Genomic DNA, 26,751 nt, shown 5'->3' with positions numbered 1-26,751 from the left:
ACTGCCCACGCCGTGCCGACCGCGCCCCTCCGTTCCGCCCCGTCGCACACGAACGTGCCCTGACCCTCGACGGTGAGGGGCAGGGCACGTCGGTGTACGGCCGTGGCCGTCAGTTCAGTACGGCGGGCAGGGCGCTCAGTCGGCGGATCATCCACTCCGACTCCCACTCGACGGAGGAACCGGTGCTCAGCCGGGCCCTCGGGAAGCGGCGCAGGAACTCCCGTACCGCGATCTGCGCCTCCAGCCGGACCAGGGATGCACCGATGCAGTAGTGCATACCGAGGCCGAAGCTGAGATGGCCGTGGCCGCCCCGGGCCGCCTCGAAGCTGTCGGCGCCCTCGCCCGGCCTCCGGTTCGCCGCCGCGATGCTGACCTGCACGGGGGCACCCTTCGGGATCAGGTATCCGCCGAGTTCGATGTCCTCGGTGGGGAAGCGCCAGGTGGGATGCGGGAACGGGGGGTGCACCCGCAGGGCCTCCTCGATCCAGCTCTTGATCTCCTCGTCGGTCCCCGGCCGCTCCTCGGGCGGTCGCCGCAACGCCTCGTACAGCGATGCGGAGATCAGGCTGCCCGTCGTCTCGTAACCGGTGATGATCATGCCGACGGTCCAGACGATCACCTCGCCCTCGGTGACCTTGTCCGGCCCGTCGGCGGCGGCGAGGAAGCCCGTGATGACGCCGTCCCGTAGCGGGGCGGGGTTCTGCACCCAGCTCTCCACGGCCCCGAACAGCGCGCCGACCGCCTCCTGACGGGCCGGGTAGTCGGAGGAGTAGAGCATGACGTCGGTGATGCTGCGCAGCCGCCGCTCGGCCTCCAGGGGCAGCCCGAGCATCTCGGAGATGAAGGCCAGCGGCACTCGGTGGGTGTAGTCCGTGACCACGTCGACCTCGGCGGAGTCCGAGGAACGCGACTGCTCCAGCTCGTCCAGGAAGCCGCCCACCTTGACACCGACCCGCTCGCCCCACCGTTCCGTGTTGCGCGGGCTCAGCACCGGCTGGTGCACCCTGCGGATGCGGGCGTGGTCCTCGCCATCGCTCATGATCATGGCCCGGGCATACTCCGGGGGCGGCTGCGACCCCACCATCAGGCCCGGCTTGCGCATGAACCGAGGGACCAGCGTGATGTCCTTGGCCATCTTGGGATGAGTGAGCGCGGTCCGCACCAACTCCGGGTCGCACACCACCCAGGCGTGCTCCTCCAGGTAGGGGATACGCACGACCGGCGCCACCCGCGCGGCGGCCAGCAGCTCCGGCATGCAGTCGAACGGACCCGGATCCACGGGCATGTCGGTCAGGGGAGCTTCCGACAAGCCGGTCGGTTCAGCCTGTTCCGTCGAGTCCGTCGTCTTCGTATGGGCGTTCAACGTGTGATACCTCCGGTGGGGATCTGGCCTTGGGAACCGGCCATGGACTCGATGAGATCGGCGGCTCGTCGGGGTGCGTCGACGCTCCGGTGCTCCTCGGCCAGCGCTCGGGCCCGCCGTCGGTGGCTCCCGTCGTGCAGCACCGTGGTCACCGCGTCACGCAGGTCGGCCTCGGACACGGGCCGCCGTTCGAGGACGACACCGGCACCGGCCCACTCCACCCGCGCCGCCACATCGGGCTTCTCCTCCGACCCCGGTACGACGACCAGGGGCACCCCTTGGGCGAGGGCCGCGTTGACGCCGTTGTAGCCGCCGTTGGTCACCATGGCGTCCACCCGCGGCAGCAGATGGTGGTAGGGGATGAACCGCTCCAGCCGCACGTTCGCCGGCAGCGGCCGTAGCCGTTCGACGTCCAGGTCGCTGCCGGTGGTGACGACGACCAGGACCTCCTGGTCGGCCAGGGCCCGCACGGCCGGGCGGAGCAGCCCGTCGATGTCGTTGGCGGTGGTGCCCTGGGTCATCAGCACCACCGGGCGGTCGCCGTCCAGGTCCTCCCACCAGGCGGGCGGGTCGAAGTGCTCCGGGGGAAGTCCGAGGAGAGGGCCCACGAAGTGGGTGCCGGGGAGCAGATCGCTGCGGGGAAACTCGAAGGACGGCACGGTACCCAGCAGATAGAGGGCCGGCGGGCGGGCGATGTTCTCCATGGCGGAGGAGCGCAGCCGATCCAGGCCGACCAGGGCCCGGACGCGGTCGGCCTCCCGGCGCATGTCCCGCATCACCACCTGGTCGGAGACGAACCGGAGCAGCGCGTTGCGCACCCGGCCCAGCGGTGACGAACTGGGTCCGAGCCCCCGGCCCAGGGGTGCGGTGTCCCGACTGCCCAGGATGTAGACGGAGTTGGCCAGCCACGCCAAGGGGATACCGGTGCGTTCGCCGACGAAGCAGGCGCCGTAGCACATGTCGTCGGCGAGGATGCAGTCGGCCGGGAACCGTTCGAGGACCTTCAACAGGTCGTCCATCTGGCGGGGCGCGGTCCGGTAGAAGATGTCCCGGACGCCGATCTTGAAGTTCGCCATTCCGCTCAGCCCCGCGTGCTCGGGGAACGCCTCCTCGCGGCTTCTGCCGCTGAAGTCGAGCTCGGGGCTCATGGGTTCGAAGTGCGCCCCGGCCCGCTCCACCTGCTGCTGGAAGGCCCGTCCGGTGTACCACCGCACCTCGTGGCCGCGCCGGGCCAGTTCGCATGCGACCTCCAGCATGCTCACGACGTGTCCCGGTGCCGGGGTGGTAGCGATCAAAACACGCGTCAACGTCGCCTCCGCGAGGGGTCTCGTGATCACCGATCGCGCCGGTCGGCCCGATGGTCCAGCGGGCTCGGATCGACCTGACACGCACGCCAGCATCGCCTCGCCCGGCGGCTGGAACGGCGGCGACGGCAAAACCCCACGTACTCGCGCAGGGTGACACCGCCCTGCCGCGCCGATCACGTGGGCCGACGGCCCGTCGAACCATGCGTGCGCAGGTCCGCCGGGGGATACGAAGGCGCCGGGGCACGACGAAGGATTGCCTCCGGAGCACATTCCCCGCATCGCCCTTTCCCGGAACGAGGAAAGGCCCCGCGTTCATCCAGGACATGCCCCGGCCTCGGACTTCGCCTACTGGAGGAAACCTGTGACGGCACCCTTGCAGGACAGTGACGGGCCGGACGACGCCATCGGCGGACCGAAGCAGGTCACCGTCATCGGCGCCGGTATCGCCGGCCTGGTGACGGCCTATGAACTGGAACGCCTCGGACATCACGTGCAGATCCTCGAAGGCAGTGACGAGATAGGCGGCCGCATTCACACCCACCGCTTCTCCGGTGCCGGTGAGCCCGGCCCGTTCGCCGAGATGGGGGCCATGCGTATCCCCGCCGGACACCGGCTGACCATGCACTACATCGCCGAACTCGGGTTGCAGAACCAGGTACGGGAATTCCGGACGCTGTTCTCCGACGACGCCGCATATCTGCCGAGTTCCGCCGGATACCTCCGGGTGCGCGAGGCACACGACACGCTGGTGGACGAATTCGCCACCGGACTGCCGAGCGCGCACTACCGCCAGGACACCCTGTTGTTCGGTGCCTGGCTGGATGCCAGTATCCGGGCCATCGCCCCACGCCAGTTCTACGACGGACTGCACAGCGACATCGGCGTGGAACTGCTGAATCTCGTGGACGACATCGATCTGACGCCCTATCGCTGTGGCACCGCCCGCAACAGGATCGATCTGCACGCCCTGTTCGCCGATCATCCCCGGGTACGGGCGTCCTGCCCGCCCCGGCTCGAACGCTTCCTCGACGACGTGCTGGACGAGACCAGCTCCAGCATCGTGCGGCTCAAGGACGGCATGGACGAACTGCCCCGCCGGCTCGCCTCCCGTATCCGGGGGAAGATCTCCCTGGGCCAGGAGGTCACCGGCATCGACGTGCACGACGACACCGTGACCCTGACCGTCCGACAGGGCCTCAGGACGGTCACCAGAACGTGCGACTACGTGGTGTGCACCATCCCGTTCACCGTCCTGAGGACGTTGCGGCTCACCGGCTTCGACCAGGACAAGCTCGACATCGTCCACCAGACCAAGTACTGGCCGGCGACGAAGATCGCCTTCCACTGCCGAGAGCCCTTCTGGGAGAAGGACGGCATCAGCGGGGGCGCCTCCTTCACCGGCGGCCATGTCCGGCAGACCTACTACCCGCCCACCGAGGGCGACCCCGCCCTCGGCGCGGTCCTCCTCGCCAGCTACACCATCGGCCCGGACGCCGAGGCCCTGGCCCGGATGGACGAGGCCGAGCGCGACGCCCTCGTCACCAAGGAACTCAGCGTGATGCACCCCGAGTTGCGCAGGCCCGGCATGGTCCTCGCAGTCGCGGGCCGGGACTGGGGCGCCCGCCGATGGTCCCGGGGCGCCGCCACCGTCCGCTGGGGCCAGGAGGCCGCCCTGCGCGAGGCCGAGCGCCGTGAGTGCGCACGACCGCAGAAGGGCCTGTTCTTCGCCGGCGAGCACTGCTCCTCCAAGCCGGCCTGGATCGAGGGGGCCATCGAGTCCGCGATCGACGCCGCACACGAGATCGAGTGGTACGAGCCGCGCGCCAGCCGCGTCTTCGCCGCCTCCCGCCTCAGCCGCTCGGAGCGGTCGGCGTGAGCGTCTTCGACCTGCCCCGGCTGCACTTCGCCGGCACGGCCACCACCCACCTGCCCACCGGCGCCCGCAGCGGCCTCGTCGACCTGGCCACCAACACGGCCCTCACGGCCGACGGCCGGCCCTTCCCGGCCCACCGCCCGCCCGCCGAGTACCACGACCACCTCGACCGGCTCGGCCCCCGCTACGACACGACCGGCCGGCCCGCGCCCGACGGGCCCTTCATCGAGGCCAAGGGCGAGGACTTCGCCGGCAACGGACACTTCGCCGTCGACGCCCGGATCGTCGGCGTGGAGTGCCGCGCGGGCGAACTCGACACCGCCGACCCCGTGGTGGGACGGAGCGTCGACATGTGGGGGCACTACAACGAATACCTCGCCACCACCGTCAACCGCGCCCGCGTCTTCGACCTCGACCCGGCCTCCGAGTGGACCACGACCCTCATGGTGGGACAGTTCGGGTTCGGACGCGACGGACGTTCCCACGACGTCGGCTACCTGCTGACCGGCACCGTCCACGGCTTCCAACCGCCGAGATGGCACAACCCCGGTCATGTGCGCGACCTCGGGGAGGCCGAGGGGCACTGGCTGGCCGAACGTCTGCGCCGGTCCGTCGTCCACCAGTTCGTGGCGTCCGAGGACGACGAACTGACCTGGTTCGACGGGACCGACGCCTCACCGGCGGTACGGCGGCTGCGGGACACGGTGGCCACGGAGGGGGTCGGCGGTCTCGTCGTGCAGTTCGCGCTCAGCCACCGGGCCGCCCCCGAGGCCCCCGACCGCCCGAGCCGCCTACGGCTGCGCGGAACCATCGCCCCCTGGCTCCCGCACGAGACCCGCACCTATCCGGCGGGACGGCTGTTGACGCCCGGCCACCGGGAGACCGACGGCAGGGACGCGGCCCGCAGGGCGACCGAGCGTCGAGCGTCCGACCGCCGGGCGACCGATGGGCCGCACCACCTCGCCGTCCGTGGTCTGCACAACCTGACCGTGCGGCTGGCGGACGACCACGCCACGTTCAACATGATCACGGCGCTGCCCACGTCCGACCGGACAGCGGGCGACGGCCGCCCCGAGGCCGCACCGCTCGACCTCGGTGACCTCGAACTGCGTACGGCGGACACCGATCGGCTGGTCGCCCGACTGCCCCGGCACGCCTATCTCGGGGACGCGTACGCCCTGGCCGGCGGGCTGGTCACCGTGCCTGCCGAGATGCCGGCGCACGAGGCCGCCCACGAGGCACTGCGCCTGCTGGGCACCGGACCCGACGGCCCGGTCGTCCATCTGGTCGAGAAGGAGATCAACGTCCAGGTCGACGACGCCTCCCTCATCCTGGAGCACCCCCGGGACACGGCCGACGCGGAGCACGACGTCGAGGTGCTCGTCCGGTCCTTCGTACGGGGACGTCCGGCCGCCGTCGACGAGATCGGCGTACGGCAGTTCTTCAACCCCCGGGCGCTTCCCCGCGATCCGATCGCGAGCGCCCCCGAGGCCCGGTCGTCCGACGTGGACATCGTCCGGCTGCGGGCGGGACGGCGGGACGACGACGGACCGTGGTCGAACGGTTGCCTCCTGAGCACGGACGACGAGGGCCGGGGATGGCTGACCCTGCGCGGTGCGACGGCCGGTACCGCCCGCGTCCTGCTGTCCACCGGGCCCGACGACGTGCCGTGCGACCCGGACACGCCGGGCTCCGCCGCCCTCGGCCACGACCAGGACAACACGCTCGGTTACTGGCCCGGCGCCGGACACCTGTCGGTGCGGGTGCTGCCCGACGACTGGCGGCTGGCCGGTATCGGCGAGGACGAGGTCACCTTCGACCTGGTCTACCGGGAGGTCTTCGCCTACTACGAGCACGTCCACTCGTTCATGAAGGCCGAGGTCTTCAGCCTCGCGGACCGCTGCAAGGTGGAGACGTACGCCAAGCTGATCTGGCAGATGTGCGACCCGCGCAACAAGGCGAGGACGTACTACATGCCGCCGACGCGGGAGTTGTCCGCACCCAAGGCCCGTCTCCTGCTGACGTTCCTGCGGGCCCAGCAGAAGCCCGACGAGGTACTGCTGACGACGCCGGCCGTCGGGCGCGGCGGCCGGCGGATCACCACACGCGGTCGACTCGTCGAGGTGCTGCGCGACGCCGCCGCGATCGAACTCGCCGTCATGCTCCAGTACCTGTACGCCGCCTACTCGATACCCACCCATGGCGCCGGCGCGGAGTACGTACGACGGGGCCTGTGGACGCCCGGGCAACTGCGGCTCGCGTGCGGTGACGGCGGGGAGACCCTCGACGAGGGCATCCGCAGCATGCTGCTGACCATCGCCCGCGAGGAGATGATCCACTTCCTCCTCGTCAACAACATCCTCATGGCAGTGGGCGAACCCTTCCACGCGCCCCGGATCGACTTCGGCACCGTCAACCAACGGTTGGCCGTCCCGCTGGATTTCGCCCTGGAGCGCCTGGGGCCCGGCAGCGTGGAGCGGTTCGTACAGATCGAACGGCCCGAGGACCTCGTCGACGAGGTCCGGCGCGGCGACGCTCCGGCGTCCCCCGCCGCGTACGACGAGCGGCACCCGTACGCCTCGCTGAGCGAGCTGTACGCGGACATCCGGGAGGGGCTGGAGAGCCTCCCGGGCCTCTTCCTGGTCGACAGGGGCAGAGGAGGCGGCGAACACCATCTCTTCCTGCGCGAGTCCCTCAACCGGCGCCACCCCGACTACCAGCTCGAGGTCGACGATCTCTCCAGCGCACTGTTCGCGATCGACGTCATCACCGAACAGGGCGAGGGCGGCGTCCTCGACCCGCGCGCCGACGAGACGTCCCACTACCACGCGTTCCTGCGCATCTCCGACCTGCTGCGCGGCGCCCCGACGCTCGGCGGACGGCCGGGCGGCGAACGCTGGAACCCGGCCTACCCCGTCGTACGGAACCCCACGCTCGGGCACGGGAACCCGGCGATGGAGACGGTCACCGACCCCGACGCCCGCGCCGTCATGGAGCTGTTCGATCGCGCCTACTTCATGGCGCTGCAGCTGATGGCCCAGCACTTCGGCGAGTGCCCGGACGCCAGTCTGCGGCGGTCGGACCTGATGAACGGGGCGATCGACATGATGACGGGCCTGATGCGGCCGCTGGCGGAACTGCTCGTCACCATGCCGTCGGGGCGCCGGGGCATGACCGCCGGACCCTCCTTCGAACTGCCCGAGCAGCCCGCGCCCGTCTCCCGGCCGGACGTGGCCAGACGCGGTATCGCCCGCCGCCTCGACGACCTCGCGGCGCGGTGCGCCAAGCATCCGCTCGTCCCCCCACGCGTGGCGGAGATGAGCGCCTTCTGGGCCGACCACTTCCGCCCGCCGAGCCGTTAGGGCCTGTTGCGGCCGAGCACTTCCGACCGAAGGAGACGCATGCCATCCGCGACGCTGCCGCGGTTCGACCTCATGGGCTGGGACAAGGAGGACATCGCCCACCCCTACCCGGTCTACCGGCGCTACCGGGAGGACGCCCCGGTCCATCGCACCGCGTCGGGCCCCGGAAAGCCGGACACCTACTACGTGTTCACCTACGACGACGTGGTCCGCGTCCTGTCCAACCGGCGGCTCGGCCGCAACGCCCGCGTGGCCTCCGGCGACACCGGCCCCGACACCGCGCCCGTCCCGATCCCGGCCGAGCACCGCGCCCTGCGGACCGTCGTCCAGAACTGGCTGGTGTTCCTCGACCCCCCGCACCACACCGAACTGCGCTCCCTGCTCACCACCGAGTTCTCCCCCTCGATCGTCACCGGCCTGCGCCCCCGCATCGCCGAACTCGCGAGCGAGCTCCTGGACCGGCTCCGAGCACACCGCCGACCTGATCTCGTCGAGGGCTTCGCGGCGCCCCTCCCCATCCTCGTCATCTCCGCACTGCTCGGCATCCCCGAGGAGGACCACACCTGGCTGCGCGCCAACGCGGTGGCCCTCCAGGAGGCCAGCACCACCCGGTCGCGCGACGGCCGCGGCTACGCACGGGCCGAGGCGGCTTCCCAGGAGTTCACCCGCTACTTCCGGCGAGAGGTGGACCGGCGCGGCGGCGACGACCGCGACGATCTGCTCACCCTCCTCGTCCGGGCCCGGGACACCGGATCACAGCTGAGCGTGGACGGCATCGTCGGCACCTGCGTCCATCTGCTCACCGCCGGCCACGAGACCACCACCAACTTCCTCGCCAAGGCGGTCCTCACCCTGCGCGCCCACCACGACGTCCTCGACGAGCTGCGCACCACACCCGAGTCGACACCGGCCGCCGTCGAAGAGCTGATGCGGTACGACCCGCCGGTACAGGCGGTGACGCGCTGGGCGTACGAGGACATCCGGCTCGGCGACCACGACATCCCACGCGGCAGCCGGGTGGTCGCCCTGCTGGGCTCTGCGAACCGGGACCCGGCGCGCTTCCCGGATCCCGATGTGCTGGACGTCCACCGCGCCGCCGAACGGCAGTTGGGCTTCGGCCTCGGAATCCACTACTGCCTCGGCGCGACCCTGGCGCGCGCCGAGGCCGAGATCGGCCTGAGGGCCCTGCTGGACGGTATCCCCGACCTCGGCCGAGGAGCCCACGAGGTCGAGTACGCCGACGACATGGTCTTCCACGGCCCGACGCGGCTCCTCCTCGACCTGCCCGACGCCGGGTGACCGGCGGCGACTCCACGACTCCGTGTGACCCCTGGCCGCCCTCGGCCTCGGCCCTCTCGACCCGGGCCCTCTCGGCCCGCACCAGCAGGAAGGCACAGCCATGACGCAGCAGTCCGACACCACCGCCGACTCGGTCGGTGAGGTGTACGACCAGTTCGCCGACGCCGGCGCCAGCACCGCGATGGGCGGCAACATCCACGTGGGGTACTGGGACGACGACGACCCCGAGGTGCCGATCTCCGAGGCCACCGACCGGCTCACCGATCTCGTCGCCGAGCGCCTCGCGCTCCACCCCGACCGGCATCTGCTGGACGTGGGCTGCGGCATCGGCGTACCGGCTCTCAGGATCGCCGGAGCGCACGACGTCCGGGTCACCGGGATCACCGTCAGCCAGCAGCAGGTCACCGAGGCGGCCGAGCGGGCGGTGGAGTCCGATGCCGGGGGCCGGGTCTCCTTCCGGCTGGCGGACGCCATGGATCTCCCCTTCGAGGACGTCTCCTTCGACGGCGCGTTCGCCATCGAGTCGCTGCTGCATCTGCCCGACCAGACACCCGCGCTCAAGGAGATCCACCGTGTCGTCCGCCCCGGCGGCCGGCTCGTCATCGCCGACCTGTGTCAGCGACAGCCGTTCACCGGCGCCGACGAGGTGGTGCTCGACGGGATGCTGCGGATGTACGAGATCGCCGGGATCAACACACCCGACGAGCACCACGCGCGACTGGCGGAGGCGGGCTGGGAACTGCTGGAGCTGACGGACATCGGTGAGCAGGTCCGCGCCAGCTACGGGCATGCCGCCGCCGCGTTCCGGAGTCTCGCCGGGGCTCTCGACGCCGGGGCGGCGCAGCAGATGAACGCGGCGGCCGACCTGATGGAGACCTTCGGTGGGCATCCGGACGCCGGTTATGTCCTGATCACCGCGCAGCGGTCCTGACCGGACGGGGAGACCTGTGATGTCTTCTGGTCTCGGCCCGCCGTCCGCCGGCGTACGCCCGCGTGAGGACCGTGCGACGGCCGACCGTGTCGCCCTGTCCGCCGCGACCGCCCGCGGAGCCCGGTCGCGGACCGAGGAGGTGCGGGCCTGGCTGGCCGAGCGGCGCCGTGCCCATGTGTTCGAGGTGACGCGGATACCGTTTGCGGAGCTGCGGCAGTGGCGGTTCGAGGAGGGCACCGGCAATCTCGTGCACCGCAGCGGACGGTTCTTCACCGTCGAGGGCATGCATGTCGTCGAGTCGGACGGGCCCTTCGGTGACGGCCCGTACCAGGAGTGGCAGCAGCCCGTCGTCCGCCAGCCCGAAGTGGGCATCCTCGGCATTCTCGCCAAGGAGTTCGACGGAGTGCTGCACTTCCTGATGCAGGCCAAGATGGAGCCGGGCAATCCCAATCTGCTCCAGCTCTCCCCGACCGTGCAGGCCACCCGCAGCAACTACACACGGGCGCACCGGGGCACGGACGTCAAGCTCATCGACCACTTCTTCCGACCGGACCCCGACCGAGTCCTCGTCGATGTCCTCCAGTCCGAACAGGGCTCGTGGTTCTACCGCAAGTCCAATCGCAACATGATCGTCGAGACCGTCGACGACGTTCCCGAACTGGACGACTTCCGCTGGCTCACCCTCGGCCAGATCGCCGAACTGCTGCACGAGGACGACCTGGTCAACATGAACGCCAGGACCGTGCTGTCGTGCGTGCAGTATCCCGACGCCTCCCCCGGGGCGCTGCTCTCCGACGCCCAGCTCCTGTCCTGGTTCACCGGGGAGCGCTCCCGGCACGACATACGCGTGGAGCGCGTCCCGCTCGCCTCCGTGCGCGGCTGGAAGCAGGGTGTCGAGGCGATCGAGCACGAGGACGGGCGCTACTTCAAGGTCGTCGCCGTCTCCGTGCGGGCCGGCAACCGCGAAGTGGTCGCATGGGACCAGCCGTTGCTGGAGCCGGTCGGCCTGGGGGTCAGCGCCTTCCTGGTGCGCGAGATCGAGGGCGTACCCCATGTCCTGGTCCACGCCCGGGCCGAGGGTGGATTCCTGGACACCGTCGAGCTGGCTCCGACCGTCCAGTGCACACCCGGCAACCACGCCCATCTCACCGTCGAGCACCGCCCGCCGTTCCTCGACACCGTCCTCGACGCCCGCCCCGAGCGCATCCGCTACGAGGCCGTCCACTCCGAGGAGGGCGGACGCTTCCTCAACGCCAGGAGCCGCTATCTGCTGGTCGACGCCGACGACGTCCCCCTCGCCCCGCCCCCCGGCTACACCTGGGCCACGCCGGGCCAGCTCAGGACCCTCACCCGGCACGGCCACTACCTGAACGTCGAGGCCCGCACGCTGCTGGCCTGCATCAACGCGACGGCCGCACGGCCGCGAGGAGGACAGTGACATGGGGTACACACCGCTGATCACCGTGCTCGGTGCCTCGGGTTTCGTCGGGTCGGCCGTCACCCGGGCGCTGGCGTCCCGGCCCGTCCGGCTCCGGCTCGTCTCCCGCCGGCCCTGCGTCCACTCCCCCGGCACGGCCGAGACCGATGTCGTCACCGCCGATCTCACCGACCGGGCCGCGCTGGCCGGGGCGGTTCACGGTTCGGACGCGGTGATCCATCTGCTGCTGGGTGAGGGCGGCTGGCGGGCCGCCGAGTCCGACCCCGGTGCCGAGCACGTCAACGTCGGGGTCATGCGGGACCTCGTCGACGTACTGCGGCCCGCGCCCGGCGACGCGGCACCCCCGCTGGTGGTGTACGCCGGTGCCGCCTCGCAGGTCGGGGTGCCGCCCCGGGAGCCCCTCGACGGCAGCGAACCCGACCGCCCCGAGACCGCCTACGACCGGCAGAAACTGGCCGCCGAACACCTCCTGCTGAAGGCCACCGCCGAGGGCCGGGTACGGGGCATCGGCCTGCGCCTGCCCACCGTGTTCGGCGAGAGCACGGCGTCCGGCACCGGCGACCGAGGCGTCGTGTCGGCCATGGCGCGCAAGGCCCTCGACGGGCAGACGCTCACCATGTGGCACGACGGCACCGTGCGCCGCGACCTGGTCCATGTCGACGATGTCGCGGCGGCGTTCACGGCCGCCCTCGACCATCCGGACGCGCTCGTGGGCGGCCATTGGCTGATCGGCGCCGGCCGGGGCGACGCGCTCGGCGATGTCTTCCGGCTGATCGCCCTCACCGCGGCCGATGTCCTCGGGCGGCCCCCGGTCGACGTGGTCTCCGTCGAACCACCCGCGCACGCCCCCGTGACCGACTTCCGCAGCGTCACCCTCGACTCCTCCGCGTTCCGCGCGGCCACCGGGTGGCGACCCCGGATCTCCCTGCCCGAGGCAGTGCGCCGCACCGTCACCGCCCTGGCCCGGGAGCGGACCGGGAGCCGGTGACGGCAGCACCCCCGACCCCTACTCACCACAGGCGTACGACCGTGCGCCGCAGCACTGGAAAGGCTGAACGATGACCACGCGTGTATGGGACTACCTGGCGGAGTACCGAGCCGAGCGGGCGGACATCCTCGACGCCGTCGAAACGGTCTTCGAGTCGGGCCAGTTGGTGCTCGGCGCGAGTGTGCGCGGCTTCGAGGAGGAGTTCGCCGCCTACCACGGGGTGGACCACTGTGTGGGTGTCGACAACGGAACGAACGCCATCAAGCTCGGTCTCCAGGCCCTCGGTGTCGGCCCCGGCGACGAGGTGATCACGGTCTCCAACACCGCCGCCCCCACCGTCGTCGCCATCGACTCCACCGGCGCCACGCCCGTCTTCGTCGACGTCCGCGAGGACGACTTCCTCATGGACACGAGCCAGATCGAGGCGGCCGTCACCGAACGCACCCGCTGTCTGCTCCCGGTCCATCTGTACGGCCAGTGCGTCGACATGGCGCCGCTGAAGGAGATCGCCGTCCGGCACGGGCTGGTCGTCCTGGAGGACTGCGCGCAGGCCCACGGCGCCCGGCAGGGCGACACCATGGCCGGCGCCACCGGGGACGCCGCGGCCTTCTCCTTCTACCCGACCAAGGTCCTCGGCGCGTACGGCGACGGCGGTGCCACGATCACCGGCGACGCGTCCGTGGCCGCACGACTGCGACGCCTGCGCTACTACGGCATGGACGAGCGCTACTACACCCTGGAGACCCCCGCCCACAACAGCCGCCTGGACGAACTCCACGCCGAGATCCTCCGCCGCAAACTTCGGCGCCTCGACACCTACGTCAAGGGCCGCCGCGCCGTCGCCGAACGCTACGCCGACGGGCTCGCCGACACCGACCTCGTCCTGCCGCGCACGGTCCCCGGCAACGAGCACGTCTACTACGTGTACGTCGTCCGCCACCCCCGGCGTGACGCCATCATCGAGCGCCTCAGGGCTCACGACGTCCACCTCAACATCAGCTATCCGTGGCCGGTCCACACGATGACGGGCTTCGCCCACCTCGGCTACGCCAAGGGCTCGCTCCCGGTCACCGAGGCACTGGCCGGCGAGATCTTCTCGCTGCCGATGTACCCCTCGCTCGCCCCCGACCTCCAGGACAAGGTCATCCAAGCCGTACGCGAGGTGCTCGCCACGTTGTGACTGACCGTCAACTCTCTTTCCGCAGCACGTCGTTCGCCGAGTCACTGGAGAAGAAGTGAAAGCACGCCCGCTCACCGTCGAGGGAGCCGTCGAGTTCACCCCCCGCGTCTTCCCCGACGACAGGGGCAAGTTCGTCTCGCCGTACCAGGAGGCGGCGTTCACCGAGGCCCACGGCGCCCCGCTCTTCCCCGTGGCGCAGACCAACCACAGCGTGTCCCGGCGTGGTGTCGTGCGCGGCGTCCACTACACGGCTGCGCCCCCCGGCACCGCCAAGTACGTCTACTGCGCCCGGGGCCGGGCGCTAGACATCGTCGTCGACATCAGAGTCGGCTCGCCCACCTTCGGCCGCTGGGACGCGGTGCTGATGGACCAGCGGGATCACCGGGCCAGCTATTTTCCCGTCGGGGTCGGCCATGCCTTCGTGGCCCTGGAGGACGACACCGTCATGTCGTACATGCTCTCCGAGAGCTATGTCGCCGAGCACGAACTCTCCCTGTCCGTCCTGGACCCGGCCCTCGGGCTGCCGATCCCCACGGACGTCGAACCGATCCTCTCCGGACGCGACCGCGCGGCCGTCACCCTCGCCGAGGCCCAGGAGAAGGGCCTGCTGCCGGACTACGCCCGCTGCCAGGAGATCGAGCGGGGACTCGTCCCCCGGGCTAGGCCCGTGGCGTAGCCCCGCACCGCCGAAGCGCATGGCGTGGCCGCCGCTCCGCATCGCCCCTGACCACCCCCGGCGACCGCCCCTTCCCGGCGACTGTCCCTTCCTGACGACTGTCCCTTCCTGACGACTGTCTCTTCCTCACTGTCGATCGATCCGAAAGGCCGTTCCCATGACCGACTCCAACCAGACCCTGCCCGTGCCGGAAGCCGTCGGTGAGCTGTACGACCGGCTGACGCTGAGCGCGATGAACGACGGCTCGTTCAACCCCAATGTGCACATCGGCTTCTGGGACACCCCGGGCTCCGAGGCCACCATCGAGGAGGCGATGGACCGGCTCACCGATGTGTTCATCGAACGGCTGAACGCGTACGCCACCTCCCACGTCCTCGACCTCGGCTGCGGGGTGGGCGGGCCCGGCCTCAGGGTCGTGGCGCGCACCGGGGCGCGGGTCACCGGCATCAGCATCAGCGAGGAGCAGATCAGGACCGCCAACCGGCTGGCCGCCGAGGCCGGGGTGGCCGACCGTGCCGTGTTCCAGCATGGCGACGCGATGAAACTGCCCTTCGCCGACGCCTCGTTCGACGCCGTGATGGCGCTGGAGTCGATCTGCCACATGCCCGACCGGCAGCAGGTGTTCACCGAGGTGTGCCGGGTGCTGCGCCCCGGGGGCCGGATCGTTCTCACCGACATCTTCGAACGCCACCCGCGCAAGGCGGTACGACACCCCGGCATCGACAAGTTCTGCCGCGACCTGATGTCGACCACGGCGGACATCGACGACTACGTGGCGCTGCTGCACCGCTCCGGGCTGCGGCTGCGCGAGATCGTCGACGTCACCGAGCAGACCACGCTGCGCCTCGCCGACGAGATCGGCAGGCTCGCGGCCGTCGAGGAGCGCCCCGTGGCCATGGACGAGGGCAACTTCGACTTCGGCGACGACTCCTTCAAGCCCTCCGACCTGGCGGGCGTCGACGACTTCGGCTGCCTCCTGGTCACCGCCGAGCGCCCCTGACCCGCTGAATCGCCGGGAGGCCCAGGGGCACCTGCCCTCCCGGCGCCCGTCCCCCGGGCCACGAGCCCACGCATCCCCCGGGCCGCGAGCCCACGCGTCCGCGACACGGACCCACAAGGAGAGGCAGGAACGAGATGACGCATTCCGGTGAGCGGACCGATGTGCTGATCGTGGGCGGCGGCCCGGTCGGGATGGCTCTGGCGCTGGATCTGACGTACCGGGGCATCGAATGTCTGGTCGTCGACGCCGGTGACGGCAAGGTCCGGCACCCCAAGGTCAGCACCATCGGCCCCCGCTCGATGGAACTCTTCCGCCGCTGGGGCGCCGCGGACGCGATACGGAACGCCGGCTGGCCCGCCGACCATCCCTTGGACATCGCCTGGGTGACCAAGGTCGGCGGCCACGAGATCCACCGCTACCGGCGGGGCACGGCCGCGAACCGCCCGGCCTTCGTCCATACCCCCGAGCCCGATCAGATCTGCCCCGCCCACTGGCTCAACCCGGTGCTGATCGAGGCCGTGGGCGTCCACCCGGACGGCCCCCTGCGACTCAGTACGACCGTCGACGGCGTGCACCAGACCGACGACCACGTCGAGGCCACCCTCACCGACCACACCACCGGCACCACCGGCACCGTCCGGGCGCGCTTCCTGGTCGCTTGTGACGGCGCCTCCTCGCCCATCCGCCGGGCCTGCGGCATCGAGGCACCGGCCCGCCACCGTACGCAGGTCTTCCGCAACGTCCTCTTCCGCGCCCCCGAACTCAAGGACCGCCTGGGTGAGCGGGCCGCCCTGGTCTACTTCCTGATGCTGTCGTCCACGCTGCGCTTCCCCCTGCGCTCGCTGAACGGCAGCGACCTGTACAACCTGGTGGTGGGCTCCGACGACGACACCGGCGCCCGACCCGACGCCCTGGCCCTGATCAGGGACGCCCTGGCCCTCGACACCCCGGTGGAACTGCTCGGCGACAGCGAATGGCATCTCACCCACCGTGTCGCCGACCGCTACCGGGCCGGACGGGTCTTCCTCGCCGGCGACGCCGCGCACACCCTGTCGCCCTCCGGCGGCTTCGGACTCAACACCGGCATCGGCGACGCCGCCGATCTCGGCTGGAAGCTCGCCGCCACCCTGGACGGCTGGGCGGGACGGCACCTCCTCGACACCTACGACAGCGAGCGTCGACCGATCGCCGAGGAGAGCCTGAACGAGGCCCACGACAATCTGCGGCGCACCATGAATCGGGAGGTCCCGCCGGAGATCCACCTCGACGGACCCGAGGGCGAGCGGGCCCGCGCCGTGATGGCGAGGCGACTGGAGAACAGCGGTGCGCGGCGGGAGTTCGACGCCCCGCAGATCCACTTCGGACTGCGCTACCGCTCCCCGGCGATCATCGACGACCCCGACGTACCGATCCGCCAGGGGCAGCCGGACGCCGATTGGCGGCCCGGCAGCGAGCCCGGGTACCGCGCAGCGCACGCCTGGTGGGACTCCACGACCTCCACGCTCGACCTCTTCGGCCATGGCTTCGTCCTGCTCCGCTTCGCGGACCACGACGGCCTCCCGGCGATCGAGCGCGCGTTCACCGAGCAGGGCGTACCCCTGACCGTGCACCAGGGACACGACACGGAGATCGCCAAGCTGTACGCACGCTCCTTCGTCCTGGTCCGCCCCGACGGTCACGTCGCCTGGCGTGGCGACGACCTGCCCGGCGACCCCACGGCCCTGGTCGACACGGTGCGGGGTGAGGCCGCGCCCCGTGAGCCGCGGGGCTGAGGCCCACGCGGACTTCCCGCCTCTGACCTGTATGTTCCTACAGTCCGTGCGCGGTGCGGACCCTGTAGGGACGCCCGGTAAACTCCGTACACGTGACTTCTGCGCCAGCCAAGCCCCGCATCCCGAACGTCCTCGCCGGACGCTACGCCTCCGCCGAGCTCGCCACGCTCTGGTCGCCCGAGCAGAAGGTGAGGCTGGAGCGGCAGCTCTGGCTGGCCGTGCTGCGGGCCCAGAAGGACCTCGGCATCGAGGTGCCGGACGAGGCGCTCGCCGACTACGAGCGGGTCCTCGACACCGTCGACCTGGCCTCCATCGCCGAGCGCGAGAAGGTCACGCGGCACGACGTGAAGGCGCGGATCGAGGAGTTCAACGACCTCGCCGGGCACGAGCACGTGCACAAGGGCATGACCTCCCGGGACCTCACGGAGAACGTCGAGCAGCTGCAGATCAGGCTCTCCCTGGAGCTGGTCCGCGACCGTACCGTGGCCGTGCTGGCGCGCCTCGGCAAGCTGGCCGGGGAGTACGGCGAGCTGGTCATGGCCGGCCGCTCGCACAACGTGGCCGCGCAGGCCACCACCCTCGGCAAGCGGTTCGCGACCGCCGCCGACGAACTGCTCGTGGCGTACGGCCGGGTCGAGGAGCTGCTCGGCCGGTACCCGCTGCGCGGCATCAAGGGCCCGGTGGGCACGGCCCAGGACATGCTCGACCTGCTGGGCGGGGACGCCGCGAAGCTGGCGGAGCTGGAGGACCGGATCGCCGGGCACCTCGGTTTCGCGCAGGCGTTCACCTCGGTCGGCCAGGTCTACCCGCGCTCGCTGGACTACGACGTGGTGACCGCGCTGGTGCAGCTGGCGGCGGCCCCCTCCTCGCTGGCCAAGACGATCCGGCTGATGGCCGGGCACGAGCTGGTCACCGAGGGCTTCAAGCCCGGCCAGGTCGGCTCGTCCGCCATGCCGCACAAGATGAACACCCGCTCCTGCGAGCGCGTCAACGGCCTCATGGTCATCCTGCGCGGCTACGCCTCGATGACCGGTGAGCTGGCCGGCGACCAGTGGAACGAGGGCGACGTGTCCTGCTCCGTGGTGCGCCGGGTCGCGCTGCCGGACGCCTTCTTCGCGCTGGACGGTCTGCTGGAGACCTTCCTGACCGTCCTCGACGAGTTCGGCGCGTTCCCGGCGGTCGTCGCGCGCGAGCTGGACCGCTACCTCCCCTTCCTCGCCACGACCAAGGTGCTGATGGGCGCCGTCCGGGCGGGCGTCGGCCGCGAGGTCGCGCACGAGGCCATCAAGGAGAACGCCGTCGCCTCCGCGCTGGCCATGCGCGAGCAGGGCGCCGAGCGCAACGAACTGCTCGACAAGCTCGCCGCCGACGACCGCATCCCGCTGGACCGGGCCCAGCTGGACGCGCTCATGGCCGACAAGCTCTCCTTCACGGGCGCCGCCGCCGACCAGGTCGCCGTCGTCGTCGGCCGGATCGAGGAGATCGTCAAGCAGCGCCCGGAGGCCGCCGGCTACACGCCGGGAGCGATCCTCTGACCCGCTACACCCAGGCCGAGCTGGAGGCCGCCCGCGACCGGCTGGTGCCGGACGTCCTCGCGGACGGCCTCCGGGTCCTTTTCTGCGGCATCAACCCGGGGCTGATGACGGCGGCCTCGGGCCACCACTTCGCCCGCCCCGGCAACCGCTTCTGGCCGGTGCTGCACCTGTCCGGCTTCACGCCACGGCTTCTCAAGCCGTCCGAACAGGGCGAGCTGCCGTCGTACGGGCTCGGCATCACCAACGTCGTCGCCCGGGCCACGGCACGGGCCGACGAGCTGACCGCCGACGAGTACCTGGAGGGCGGCCGACTGCTGACCGCCAAGGTGGAGCGGCTGCGCCCGCGTTGGCTCGCGGTGGTCGGTGTGACCGCGTACCGCGCCGCCTTCGGCGACCGCAAGGCCGGCGTCGGACCGCAGGAAAGGACGATCGGGGCCTCACGTGTGTGGGTGCTGCCCAACCCGAGCGGCCTGAACGCCCATTGGACGGCGGCGACGATGGCGGAGGAGTTCGCCCGGCTGCGGGTGGCGGCGGAGGACTGACCGGCCGGGCGGTCACGGCGGGTCCGTCTCCGTTATCAGTGCGACGAGTTGGAACGGCAGTTCCTTGTCCCACTGGGAGACGCCGAGGGCGACCCAGCGTCCGTCGACCTGCCAGAGGTGCAGGTCGGGGACGTGCGAGCTGAGCACAGCCCATGGCTCGGGTATGTCCTCGCCCTCCATCGACCGGTCGAGGACGCTCCACAGGCTGAACACCGCCGGGGCGCCCCAGCGTGCGGTGAGCAGCTCCGAGAGGGCGTCCCGCTCCGCCTCGTACTGTTCCTCGGTCTCCTCGCGCCGTGAGCCGTCGTCCTCCCAGAAGTCGGCGCTCGTCCGTAACTCGGCGACGTGGTACCCCGGTCCGGCCGTGCCGACGTCCGACCGGCCGGGCTCCGCGGGGAACTCCTCGGAGCACAGCCGGTCGATCACGGCGAGGTGGTGGGTGAGGCTGCTCATGCGGTCCAGTAAAGCGGTCACCACTGACAATTGGCACGGCGTCAGGAGTCGGTGCCGGGGTCCCGCGACCGAGGTCCCGACCGGAGTCCCGCGACCGGAGTCCCGCGACCGGGCTCCGGCGTCAGGTGGCAGGTGGCAGGTGGCCGGCCCGGGCCCTCGTGCGGGGGTCGTCAGGGATCCCGCAGGTCGGAGGCGGCGGGCACTCGCCCGGGTGCGTCGTGGCGAGTACGATCCGGCAGACACGGGCGCGAGCTGGGAGGACGGGCGTTGGGGCCACTGACCGGCGGGGATCCTTCTCTGCTTCGAAGAATCAACTCGGCCGTGGTGCTGCACGCGCTGCGGGCCACGGATCACGCGACGCTGACCGAGATCACCAGGGTCACCGGGCTGTCCCGGCCCACGGTCGAGGGCGTCGTGGAGGGGTTGGTCGAGGCCGGGCTGGTGGTCGAGCGGGCCGCCGAGGAGGGGGCTGCCCGGCGGCAGGGCCGCCCGGCGCGGCGCTACCGGTTCCGGGCCGAGGCCGGCCATCTGCTGGGCCTGGACGTGGGCTCGCACCGGGTGGCCGCGCTGCTCGCCGACCTCGACGGGCGGGTCCTGGGCTCGCTGTCCAAGGAGGTCTCCGAGTCCGCGTCGGCGGACGACCGGCTGGAGCGGCTGCGCTCGACCGTCGCCGAGCTGCTGCGCAGGTCAGGTGTGTCACGCGGTTCGCTGCGCGCGGTCGGCGTGGGCAGCCCGGGGGTCATCGAGGCCGACGGCGCCGTACGCCTGTGCGCGGCCCTGCCGGAGTGGACGGGACTGAACCTGGGCGAGCGGCTGAGCCGTTCCTTCAAGTGCTCCGTGCTGGTCGAGAACGACGCCAACGCGGCAGCCGTCGCCGAGCACTGGAAGGGCGCCGCCACCGAGTCCGACGACGTGGTGTTCGTGCTGGCGGGGCTGAGCCCGGGCGCCGGTTCGCTGATCGGCGGGCGGCTGCACCGGGGGTACGGCGGCGCGGCCGGGGAGATCGGCGCGCTGCACCTGCTGGGCCGGGAGGCAACCCCCGAGGCGCTGCTGTCGACCACGGGCGAGCCCCTGCACCCGCTGGACGAGCAGGCGGTCGCCGAGGTCTTCAAGCACGCGCGCGAGGGCGACCCGCGGGCCCGTGAGGCCGTCGACCGCTTCATACAGCGGCTCGTGCACGACGTGACGGCCCTGGTCCTCGCCCTGGATCCCGAGCTGGTCGTCGTCGGCGGCTGGGCGGCCGGCATCGACGACGTCCTCGACCCCCTGCACCGTGAGCTGGCCCGCTACTGTCTGCGGCCGCCCCGGGTCGCCCTCTCCCGGCTGGGCGAGGCGGCCGTCGCCATGGGCGCGCTCCGGCTCGCCCTCGACCACGTCGAGGAACAGCTCTTCGCGGTGGAGGGCACGGTGACGGCCCGGCGCTGAACCACGCCGGCCGCGAGTACGCCGCGCCCCGCGAGCGGGGGCGCGGCGTCTGTCATGGAGCGGCGGGAGACAACGCTGTCGGCGCCGTCAGGACGCGCGGCTCTCCGGCCCGTGGTGGATCTCGACGCCGCCCGAGGCTCCGAACGTCAGTCGGCACGTGTCAGCACGGTAGGTGGCCAGGGAGACGGCCGCCGTGCGCCCCTCGGCGAAGAAGCGGGTGGTGACGACCAGGACGGGCGCGCCCGGCAGCCGGTCGAGTTCCTTGGCGTCGTCCGCACGGGCGGAGCCCAGCTCCACCGAGCGCTCCTGTCCCTCCAGCTCCAGGCGCTGCAGCTCGCGCAGGACGGCACGCGCGCGTGCGGCACCGGAGGGCGCGTCTATGGCGGAGAGGGCGGGTACCGAGTCCGCCGGGACGTAGAGCAGTTCGGCGGCGACGGGCTGACCGTGCGACACGCGGGAGCGGCGTACGACATGCACCTGCTCGCCGTGGACGCTCTCCAGGATGTCGGCGACCGCGGCGGGCGGTGCGGAGGCCGCGCAGTCCACGGCCTGCCAGGCGTCGCCGACGGTGCCGGGCCACGCGTGCTCCTCGGTGCCGACGGCGACACCCACGCGCGGGGGCGCGACGGTGGTGCCGACGCCACGGCGGCGCTGCAGCCGGCCCTCCAGTTCGAGCTGCTCCAACGCTTGGCGGAGGGTGGCCCGGGCGACGCCGAAGCGGGCCGCGAGGTCACGCTCGTTGGGCAGGATCTCTCCCACCGAGAACTCGGAGTCCAATGCCTCACTGAGCACGGTCTTCAGATGCCAGTACTTCGGTTCCGGCACCGATTCCAGCTGCTGGGTCCCCACCCTGTCCTCCGCTGCTTCGCCGTGGCCCGGCGGCGTTTTTAGCGCCCTTGTTTATTAAAGGTTGTTGCACTTTCTTGCGACCATAGGCGTGCCCCCACCCTTGGTCAAGACCAATCCTCGAACCCTCGGGCATCCGACAGGCCGGACGCCCGACAGCGTTCATCAAGGCTTCACGGCCGCCACGGAGAGCAGCTTCTGCGGGTTGCGCACGATGTAGACGCACTGGACGAGCCCGTCGGCGACGTCGAGTTGGAAGACGCTGTCGACCTCGCCGCCGGAGACCAGGACCACGGCGAAAGCACCGTTGATCTCCATGAACCGCAACGAGACGTCCAGCGGCCCCTTGCCGGCCGCGCCGTGCACGAACCGGCCCACCCTGTCGGCGGTTTCGAGGACCCGCACCGGGGCCTTGCCGATGCCGCCGCCGTCGCCCACCAGGCGGACGTCGGGGGCCAGCAGCGCCATGAGTCCGTCGAGGTCGCCGCTCTCCGCGGCGGCGAGGAACTTCTCCGTCAGCGCGCGCCGTTCGCCGGGGTCGACCTCGTAGCGGGGGCGCCGCTCGTCGACGTGTCGGCGGGCCCGCCCGGCGAGCTGGCGCACGGCCGGCTCGGCGCGGTCGATCATGGCCGCGATGTCGGCGTACGGGTAGCCGAAGGCCTCCCGGAGCACGAACACGGCGCGCTCCAGGGGCGAGAGGGACTCCAGGACGACCAGGAGCGCGAGGGAGACGGTGTCGGCGAGGACGGCCCGCTCGGCGGTGTCCGGGACGGTGGCCGCGTAGTCGGTGACGTAGGGCTCCGGGAGCCAGGGGCCGGGGTAGGCCTCGTTGCGCGACTGCACCTGGCGCAGCCGGTCGATGGCGAGCCGGGTGGTGATCCGAACCAGGTAGCCACGCGGTTCGCACACGTCGGAGCGGTCGGCGCCGGACCAGCGCAACCAGGCCTCCTGGACCACGTCCTCGGCGTCGGCGACCCGGCCGAGCATCCGGTAGGCGACTCCCATCAGGACGGAACGGTGCTCTTCGAAGACGTCGATCGCGATGTCGGTGGTCACCGTTCCATCCCAACCCGAGGGGCGCGGCCGTGTCCAGGCGTTCCCCCCGAAGCGCGCGGCTCGTTGCTCCTGGGGGCTACCCGCCGGTAGCAGTTGCTGACAAGCTGTCTACGACCGCCGCACGCCGGCCCGTCCGTCCGCCCACACGAGGAGCTGCACCATGTCCGCCGCCACGGTCTCCTTCCAGGTCCCCTCCCCGCTCGGTCCGCGGTCCGTGACGGTCTCCTACACCCGCGAGGGCACCGGAGAACCGCTGCTCCTGCTGCACGGCATCGGCCACCACCGGCAGGCCTGGGACCCGGTGACGCACATCCTGGCGGCCGAGCGCGAGGTCATCACCGTCGACCTGCCCGGCTTCGGCGCCTCACCCGCGCTGCCGGACGGTCTCACCTACGACCTGCCCACGACGACCGCCGTCTTCGGCGCCTTCTGCGAGGCGCTGGAACTCGACCGGCCCCATGTGGCGGGCAACTCCCTGGGCGGCCTGCTCGCCCTGGAACTGGGCCGCGAGAAGCTCGTACGGTCCGTCACGGCGCTGTCCCCGGCCGGGTTCTGGAACGAGGCCGAGCGACGTTACGCGTTCGGCGTGCTGCTCACCATGCGGCACATCTCACGGCGCCTGCCGCTCCCGCTGGTCGAGCGGCTGTCCCGGTCGGCGGCCGGCCGCACCGCCCTGACGAGCACCATCTACGCCCGCCCGGGCCGCCGTTCACCCGAGGCGGTGGTCGCCGAGACGCTCGCCCTGGCGGGGGCCACCGGGTTCGACGAGACACTCCGGGCCGGTGGCAGCGTCCTGTTCACCGACGACGTCCCCGGTCTGCCCGTCACCGTGGCCTGGGGCACCCGGGACTGGCTGCTCGTCCGCCGCCAGGGTGTCCGCGCCAAGCGGGTCATCCCCGGCGCCCGGCTGGTGCGGCTGCCCGGTTGCGGCCACTGCCCGATGAACGACGACCCCGCCCTGGTCGCCCGCGTCATCCTCGACGGCAGCCGCTGACCGGGCCGGCCGTCGGCCCGGAGCCGAGCGGCGGGCCGACGCCCCGGAGCCCAGGGCGACACCGGCTCCCACCAGCACGCTGCCGACGGCCTGCGCGGCGCCGTAGGAGCCCGTGCCGACGAGGGGAGCCGTGCAGGCGGCGGCCACCGGAATGAGTCCGGAGAAGAGGGTGGCGCGCTCGGCACCGATGCGCTGCACTCCCATGTACCAGCACACGAACCCGACGACCGTGACGACCGCCGCCTGCCACAGCAGCGCGGCGGCCTCCGTGCCGTCCGGGCGCTCCAGCCACGCGCCGCCGTCGACGGCCAGGCCGACGGCGGCCGACTCGATCGCGGCCACCGCGCACACGGTCGCCGACAGCAGCCGTGGGCCCAGCGGCCGCAGCACGGGCACGGCCAGCACCGCGAAGCCGATCTCGCCCGCCAGCGCGCACACCGAGAAGGCGATGCCGACTCCGTCCGTACGGCCCCAGCCCTGGACGGCGAACGCGCCGGCCGCCACCAGCAGCGCCCCGTGCAGGACCGTCCGCCGGGGGCGGCGGCCCTCCGACAGCGGGACGAGGATCGCCACGGCCACCGGGGCGCAGCCCACGAAGACCCCCGGTACCGCCGGTTCCGCCGAGCGTTCGGCCGCGAGCACGGCGATGTTGAAGCCGACCATGCCGACCGCCGCGAGCAGCCCCAGCCGTGCCCACTGCTGTGCGGTGAGCCGGCGCAGGGGTGCCGTGCCGCCCCGGCCCAGCAGCGGGAGCAGCAGGAGACAGGCGAGGCCGTAGCGGAGGAACTGGCCGCCCGCGTACGGGTAGTCGCCCAGGACGCTGTTGGCGGTGAAGGAACTGCCGACGAGCACGCAGGCGAGGGCGGCGAGGAGGGACCCGGTGATCGCGGAAGGGGGCCGGGTGGTGGGCGGGGCGGTGGGCGTGGGCTTCATCGTCGTGACGCTAGGGAGCCGGGCGGTCCGGTTTAAGGTCCACTTCCATGACGTCATCGGGGACCAATTCCGACCGTGGCGCGCTCTCCGGGGCCGCCCCCTGGGCCGCCGCCTGGGAGTTGCTGCTGCCCGTCGCGGACGCGCCCGCACGCGCGCGTGGACGCACGTTGCAGGCGGCGCTGAGGGAGGCGATCCGGTCGGGGCGCCTCGCGCGGGGGACGCGGCTGCCGGCGAGCCGGGAACTGGCCGCCGACCTCGGCGTCTCGCGCGGACTGGTGACGGAGGCGTACGAGCAACTGGTCGCGGAGGGGTACCTGCGCAGCGGCCGGGGCGCCGGGACCTGGGTGGGCGCCGCCGTGCGCACGACGGCGCCGCCACGCGCGCGGGACCTCGCTCCGCGTCCGCCGGGCGCCCGCGCCGACTTCGTGCCCGGGACGCCCGACCTGTCGCTGTTCCCCCGGGCCGCGTGGGCGGCGGCCCAGCGTGGGGTCCTCGCGGAGCTGCCGCACCACGAGCTGGGCTACCCGGATCCGCGCGGGCTGCCCCGGCTGCGCGTCGCGCTCGCCGAACTGCTCGCCCGGCGGCGGGGCGTGGTCGCCGACCCGGAGCGGATCGTCGTCGTCTCCGGGGTGGCTCAGGCCACCACGCTGCTCGGAGCCGTGCTCCACGCGCGCGGGACACGCGTCGTCGGTGTCGAGGACCCCGGGAGCCCGGAGCACGGGACGCTGTACGCGGCCAGCGGGCTCGCCACCGTGCCGCTGCCGCTGGACGACGAGGGGCTCGCGGTCGGGCCGTTGCGGGAGGCCGGGGTGCGGGCGGTGGTGACGACGCCGGCGCACCAGTTCCCGACCGGCATCGCGTACTCCGCGCGGCGGCGGGGCGAACTGCTCGACTGGGCGCGGGCGATGGACGGGCTGATCGTCGAGGACGACTACGACGGGGACTTCCGCTACGACCGCGCCCCCGTGGGGGCGCTGCAGGGCCTCGACCCCGAGCGGGTCGCCTACACGGGGTCCGTCAGCAAGTCCCTCGCGCCGGGGCTGCGGCTCGGCTGGCTGCTCGTGCCGGCGTGGCTGGCGGAGGAGGTCGTCGAGCGCAAGCGGACCATGGATCTCGGGCATCCCACCATCGACCAGGCGCTGTTCGCGCGGTTCGTGGAGCGGGGGGATTACGACCGGCAGCTGCGGCGGTGTCAGCGGGCGTACCGGGAGCGGCGGGACGTGCTGGTGGCGGCGCTCGCCGAGCACTTTGCGGGGGCGGAGGTGTCCGGGATCGCCGCCGGGCTGCATGTCATCGTGACGCTGCCGGACCGGTACGGGGCGGTCGAGGGGTTTCTGGAGCGGGCTCGGGCGGGTGGGGTCGGGGTGCGGGGTGTGGTGGAGTACGGGCGGGGGGCGGAGGGGCGGGCGGTGGACGGGCGGGTGCGGTTGGTTCTGGGGTACGCGCATTTGTCTCCCGGGCGGATTCGGGAGGGGGTGCGGTTGTTGGCGGCCGCGGTGGGGTGAGTCCGCCGGTTTTTCGCCCCCGCCGCCCCTACCCTTCCCGTTCCCAGGGGCTGCGCCCCTTCGACCCCCAGACTTCCGCCCGGTGGGGGCTTCTCGCGCAGTTCCCCGCGCCCCTGAAGGGCCTACGGCCCCTTCGGGCTGAAAACGCAGGGGCGCAGCCCCGCTTTTTCAGGGACGCGGGGAACTGCGCGACCAGCCCCCACCGGAGCCGCACCTGCCCGACGCGCAGGTACCCCCGAGCGGCACGCGGTGTCGGCTTCCCCCGTACCCCGC

Annotated in this window: 20 protein-coding genes and 1 pseudogene; 15 read left to right on the top strand and 6 right to left on the bottom strand. The window is 72.0% G+C overall.

The annotated features are described in order from the left end of the window. Positions 1 to 109: 109 nt before the first annotated feature. Both ACZ9QC_RS36205 and ACZ9QC_RS36200 read right to left on the bottom strand, forming a co-directional pair. Positions 110 to 1,285, bottom strand: a complete 1,176-nt coding sequence (locus ACZ9QC_RS36205; protein ID WP_472916941.1) for a cytochrome P450 — start codon at positions 1,283 to 1,285, stop codon at positions 110 to 112. Between the two features lie 74 nt (positions 1,286 to 1,359). Continuing rightward, positions 1,360 to 2,619 (bottom strand): glycosyltransferase, encoded by a 1,260-nt coding sequence (locus tag ACZ9QC_RS36200; protein WP_472916940.1) that lies wholly within the window; start codon positions 2,617 to 2,619, stop codon positions 1,360 to 1,362. Between the two features lie 412 nt (positions 2,620 to 3,031). Here ACZ9QC_RS36200 and ACZ9QC_RS36195 point away from each other — a divergent pair, with 412 nt between their 5' ends. From ACZ9QC_RS36195 to mug, 12 genes are all read left to right on the top strand, one after another. Next, complete coding sequence (locus tag ACZ9QC_RS36195) at positions 3,032 to 4,546, top strand: flavin monoamine oxidase family protein (RefSeq protein WP_472916939.1); 1,515 nt, start codon at positions 3,032 to 3,034, stop codon at positions 4,544 to 4,546. Then, entirely contained in the window at positions 4,543 to 7,905 is a 3,363-nt protein-coding gene (locus tag ACZ9QC_RS36190; RefSeq protein WP_472916938.1) for a ferritin-like domain-containing protein, read from the top strand. Before ACZ9QC_RS36195 ends, ACZ9QC_RS36190 begins: the two co-directional genes overlap by 4 nt. 39 nt (positions 7,906 to 7,944) lie before the next feature. Continuing rightward, on the top strand, positions 7,945 to 9,204 hold the full coding sequence (locus tag ACZ9QC_RS36185) for a cytochrome P450 (RefSeq protein WP_472916937.1): 1,260 nt from the start codon (positions 7,945 to 7,947) through the stop codon (positions 9,202 to 9,204). Positions 9,205 to 9,304: 100 nt separating this feature from the next. Next, entirely contained in the window at positions 9,305 to 10,135 is an 831-nt protein-coding gene (gene staMA, locus ACZ9QC_RS36180; protein ID WP_472916936.1) for a 3'-O-demethyl-4'-N-demethyl-staurosporine methyltransferase StaMA, read from the top strand. Positions 10,136 to 10,154: 19 nt separating this feature from the next. Further along, complete coding sequence (locus ACZ9QC_RS36175; RefSeq protein WP_472916935.1) at positions 10,155 to 11,573, top strand: NDP-hexose 2,3-dehydratase family protein; 1,419 nt, start codon at positions 10,155 to 10,157, stop codon at positions 11,571 to 11,573. 1 nt (position 11,574) lies between these two features. Further along, complete coding sequence (locus ACZ9QC_RS36170; RefSeq protein ID WP_472916934.1) at positions 11,575 to 12,561, top strand: NAD-dependent epimerase/dehydratase family protein; 987 nt, start codon at positions 11,575 to 11,577, stop codon at positions 12,559 to 12,561. A gap of 70 nt (positions 12,562 to 12,631) precedes the next feature. Further along, the gene (locus ACZ9QC_RS36165; RefSeq protein ID WP_472916933.1) at positions 12,632 to 13,741 is read left to right on the top strand and encodes a DegT/DnrJ/EryC1/StrS family aminotransferase; all 1,110 of its coding nucleotides are present in this window, start codon (positions 12,632 to 12,634) and stop codon (positions 13,739 to 13,741) included. A 55-nt stretch (positions 13,742 to 13,796) separates the two neighbouring features. Next, on the top strand, positions 13,797 to 14,417 hold the full coding sequence (locus ACZ9QC_RS36160) for a dTDP-4-dehydrorhamnose 3,5-epimerase family protein (protein ID WP_472916932.1): 621 nt from the start codon (positions 13,797 to 13,799) through the stop codon (positions 14,415 to 14,417). A 157-nt stretch (positions 14,418 to 14,574) separates the two neighbouring features. Next, entirely contained in the window at positions 14,575 to 15,417 is an 843-nt protein-coding gene (staMB, locus tag ACZ9QC_RS36155; protein WP_472916931.1) for a 3'-O-demethyl-staurosporine methyltransferase StaMB, read from the top strand. Positions 15,418 to 15,551: 134 nt separating this feature from the next. Then, positions 15,552 to 17,189, top strand: coding sequence for an FAD-dependent monooxygenase (locus ACZ9QC_RS36150; RefSeq protein WP_472916930.1), 1,638 nt, complete (start codon positions 15,552 to 15,554; stop codon positions 17,187 to 17,189). Between the two features lie 92 nt (positions 17,190 to 17,281). Beyond that, positions 17,282 to 18,724 (top strand): adenylosuccinate lyase, encoded by a 1,443-nt coding sequence (purB, locus tag ACZ9QC_RS36145; RefSeq protein ID WP_184896805.1) that lies wholly within the window; start codon positions 17,282 to 17,284, stop codon positions 18,722 to 18,724. 44 nt (positions 18,725 to 18,768) lie between these two features. Continuing rightward, positions 18,769 to 19,266, top strand: a complete 498-nt coding sequence (gene mug, locus ACZ9QC_RS36140) for a G/U mismatch-specific DNA glycosylase (protein ID WP_472916929.1) — start codon at positions 18,769 to 18,771, stop codon at positions 19,264 to 19,266. A 12-nt stretch (positions 19,267 to 19,278) separates the two neighbouring features. On the opposite strand, the gene ACZ9QC_RS36135 is transcribed toward mug, so the two are convergent. Further along, positions 19,279 to 19,719, bottom strand: a complete 441-nt coding sequence (locus tag ACZ9QC_RS36135) for a hypothetical protein (RefSeq protein ID WP_472916928.1) — start codon at positions 19,717 to 19,719, stop codon at positions 19,279 to 19,281. A gap of 267 nt (positions 19,720 to 19,986) precedes the next feature. Between ACZ9QC_RS36135 and ACZ9QC_RS36130 the strand changes: the two genes are divergently transcribed. Continuing rightward, entirely contained in the window at positions 19,987 to 21,144 is a 1,158-nt protein-coding gene (locus tag ACZ9QC_RS36130; RefSeq protein ID WP_215451192.1) for an ROK family transcriptional regulator, read from the top strand. A gap of 87 nt (positions 21,145 to 21,231) precedes the next feature. Here ACZ9QC_RS36130 and ACZ9QC_RS36125 read toward each other — a convergent pair whose 3' ends face one another. Both ACZ9QC_RS36125 and sigJ read right to left on the bottom strand, forming a co-directional pair. Continuing rightward, a complete protein-coding gene (locus tag ACZ9QC_RS36125; RefSeq protein ID WP_472916927.1) occupies positions 21,232 to 21,993 on the bottom strand; it encodes a GntR family transcriptional regulator in 762 nt (253 codons plus the stop codon). A gap of 162 nt (positions 21,994 to 22,155) precedes the next feature. Beyond that, the gene (gene sigJ, locus ACZ9QC_RS36120; RefSeq protein WP_472916926.1) at positions 22,156 to 23,046 is read right to left on the bottom strand and encodes an RNA polymerase sigma factor SigJ; all 891 of its coding nucleotides are present in this window, start codon (positions 23,044 to 23,046) and stop codon (positions 22,156 to 22,158) included. A 160-nt stretch (positions 23,047 to 23,206) separates the two neighbouring features. Between sigJ and ACZ9QC_RS36115 the strand changes: the two genes are divergently transcribed. Further along, positions 23,207 to 24,040 (top strand): alpha/beta fold hydrolase, encoded by an 834-nt coding sequence (locus ACZ9QC_RS36115; protein ID WP_472916925.1) that lies wholly within the window; start codon positions 23,207 to 23,209, stop codon positions 24,038 to 24,040. Between the two features lie 111 nt (positions 24,041 to 24,151). On the opposite strand, the pseudogene ACZ9QC_RS36110 reads toward ACZ9QC_RS36115, so the two are convergent. Then, positions 24,152 to 24,973 (bottom strand): annotated as a pseudogene (locus tag ACZ9QC_RS36110) (DMT family transporter); the annotation flags it as partial. A gap of 47 nt (positions 24,974 to 25,020) precedes the next feature. Here ACZ9QC_RS36110 and pdxR point away from each other — a divergent pair. Then, positions 25,021 to 26,478 carry a MocR-like pyridoxine biosynthesis transcription factor PdxR gene (gene pdxR / locus ACZ9QC_RS36105; RefSeq protein ID WP_472916924.1) on the top strand — a complete coding sequence of 486 codons (1,458 nt, stop codon included), beginning with the start codon at positions 25,021 to 25,023 and terminating at the stop codon, positions 26,476 to 26,478. The last annotated feature ends 273 nt before the right edge of the window (positions 26,479 to 26,751 follow it).

The organism is Streptomyces sp. HUAS MS02 (genome assembly GCF_055702265.1).
This window is presented reverse-complemented; position numbering and strand designations above follow the sequence as displayed.

Coding starts and splice junctions, on each gene's coding strand:
- ACZ9QC_RS36165 (WP_472916933.1), top strand. CDS start 12,632: ATGACCACGCGTGTATGGGACTACCTGGCGGAGTACCGAGCCGAGCGG.
- ACZ9QC_RS36175 (WP_472916935.1), top strand. CDS start 10,155: ATGTCTTCTGGTCTCGGCCCGCCGTCCGCCGGCGTACGCCCGCGTGAG.
- ACZ9QC_RS36115 (WP_472916925.1), top strand. CDS start 23,207: ATGTCCGCCGCCACGGTCTCCTTCCAGGTCCCCTCCCCGCTCGGTCCG.
- pdxR (WP_472916924.1), top strand. CDS start 25,021: ATGACGTCATCGGGGACCAATTCCGACCGTGGCGCGCTCTCCGGGGCC.
- ACZ9QC_RS36200 (WP_472916940.1), bottom strand. CDS start 2,619: ATGCTGGAGGTCGCATGCGAACTGGCCCGGCGCGGCCACGAGGTGCGG.
- ACZ9QC_RS36135 (WP_472916928.1), bottom strand. CDS start 19,719: ATGAGCAGCCTCACCCACCACCTCGCCGTGATCGACCGGCTGTGCTCC.
- ACZ9QC_RS36205 (WP_472916941.1), bottom strand. CDS start 1,285: ATGCCCGTGGATCCGGGTCCGTTCGACTGCATGCCGGAGCTGCTGGCC.
- ACZ9QC_RS36185 (WP_472916937.1), top strand. CDS start 7,945: ATGCCATCCGCGACGCTGCCGCGGTTCGACCTCATGGGCTGGGACAAG.
- staMB (WP_472916931.1), top strand. CDS start 14,575: ATGACCGACTCCAACCAGACCCTGCCCGTGCCGGAAGCCGTCGGTGAG.
- ACZ9QC_RS36150 (WP_472916930.1), top strand. CDS start 15,552: ATGACGCATTCCGGTGAGCGGACCGATGTGCTGATCGTGGGCGGCGGC.
- staMA (WP_472916936.1), top strand. CDS start 9,305: ATGACGCAGCAGTCCGACACCACCGCCGACTCGGTCGGTGAGGTGTAC.
- ACZ9QC_RS36170 (WP_472916934.1), top strand. CDS start 11,575: ATGGGGTACACACCGCTGATCACCGTGCTCGGTGCCTCGGGTTTCGTC.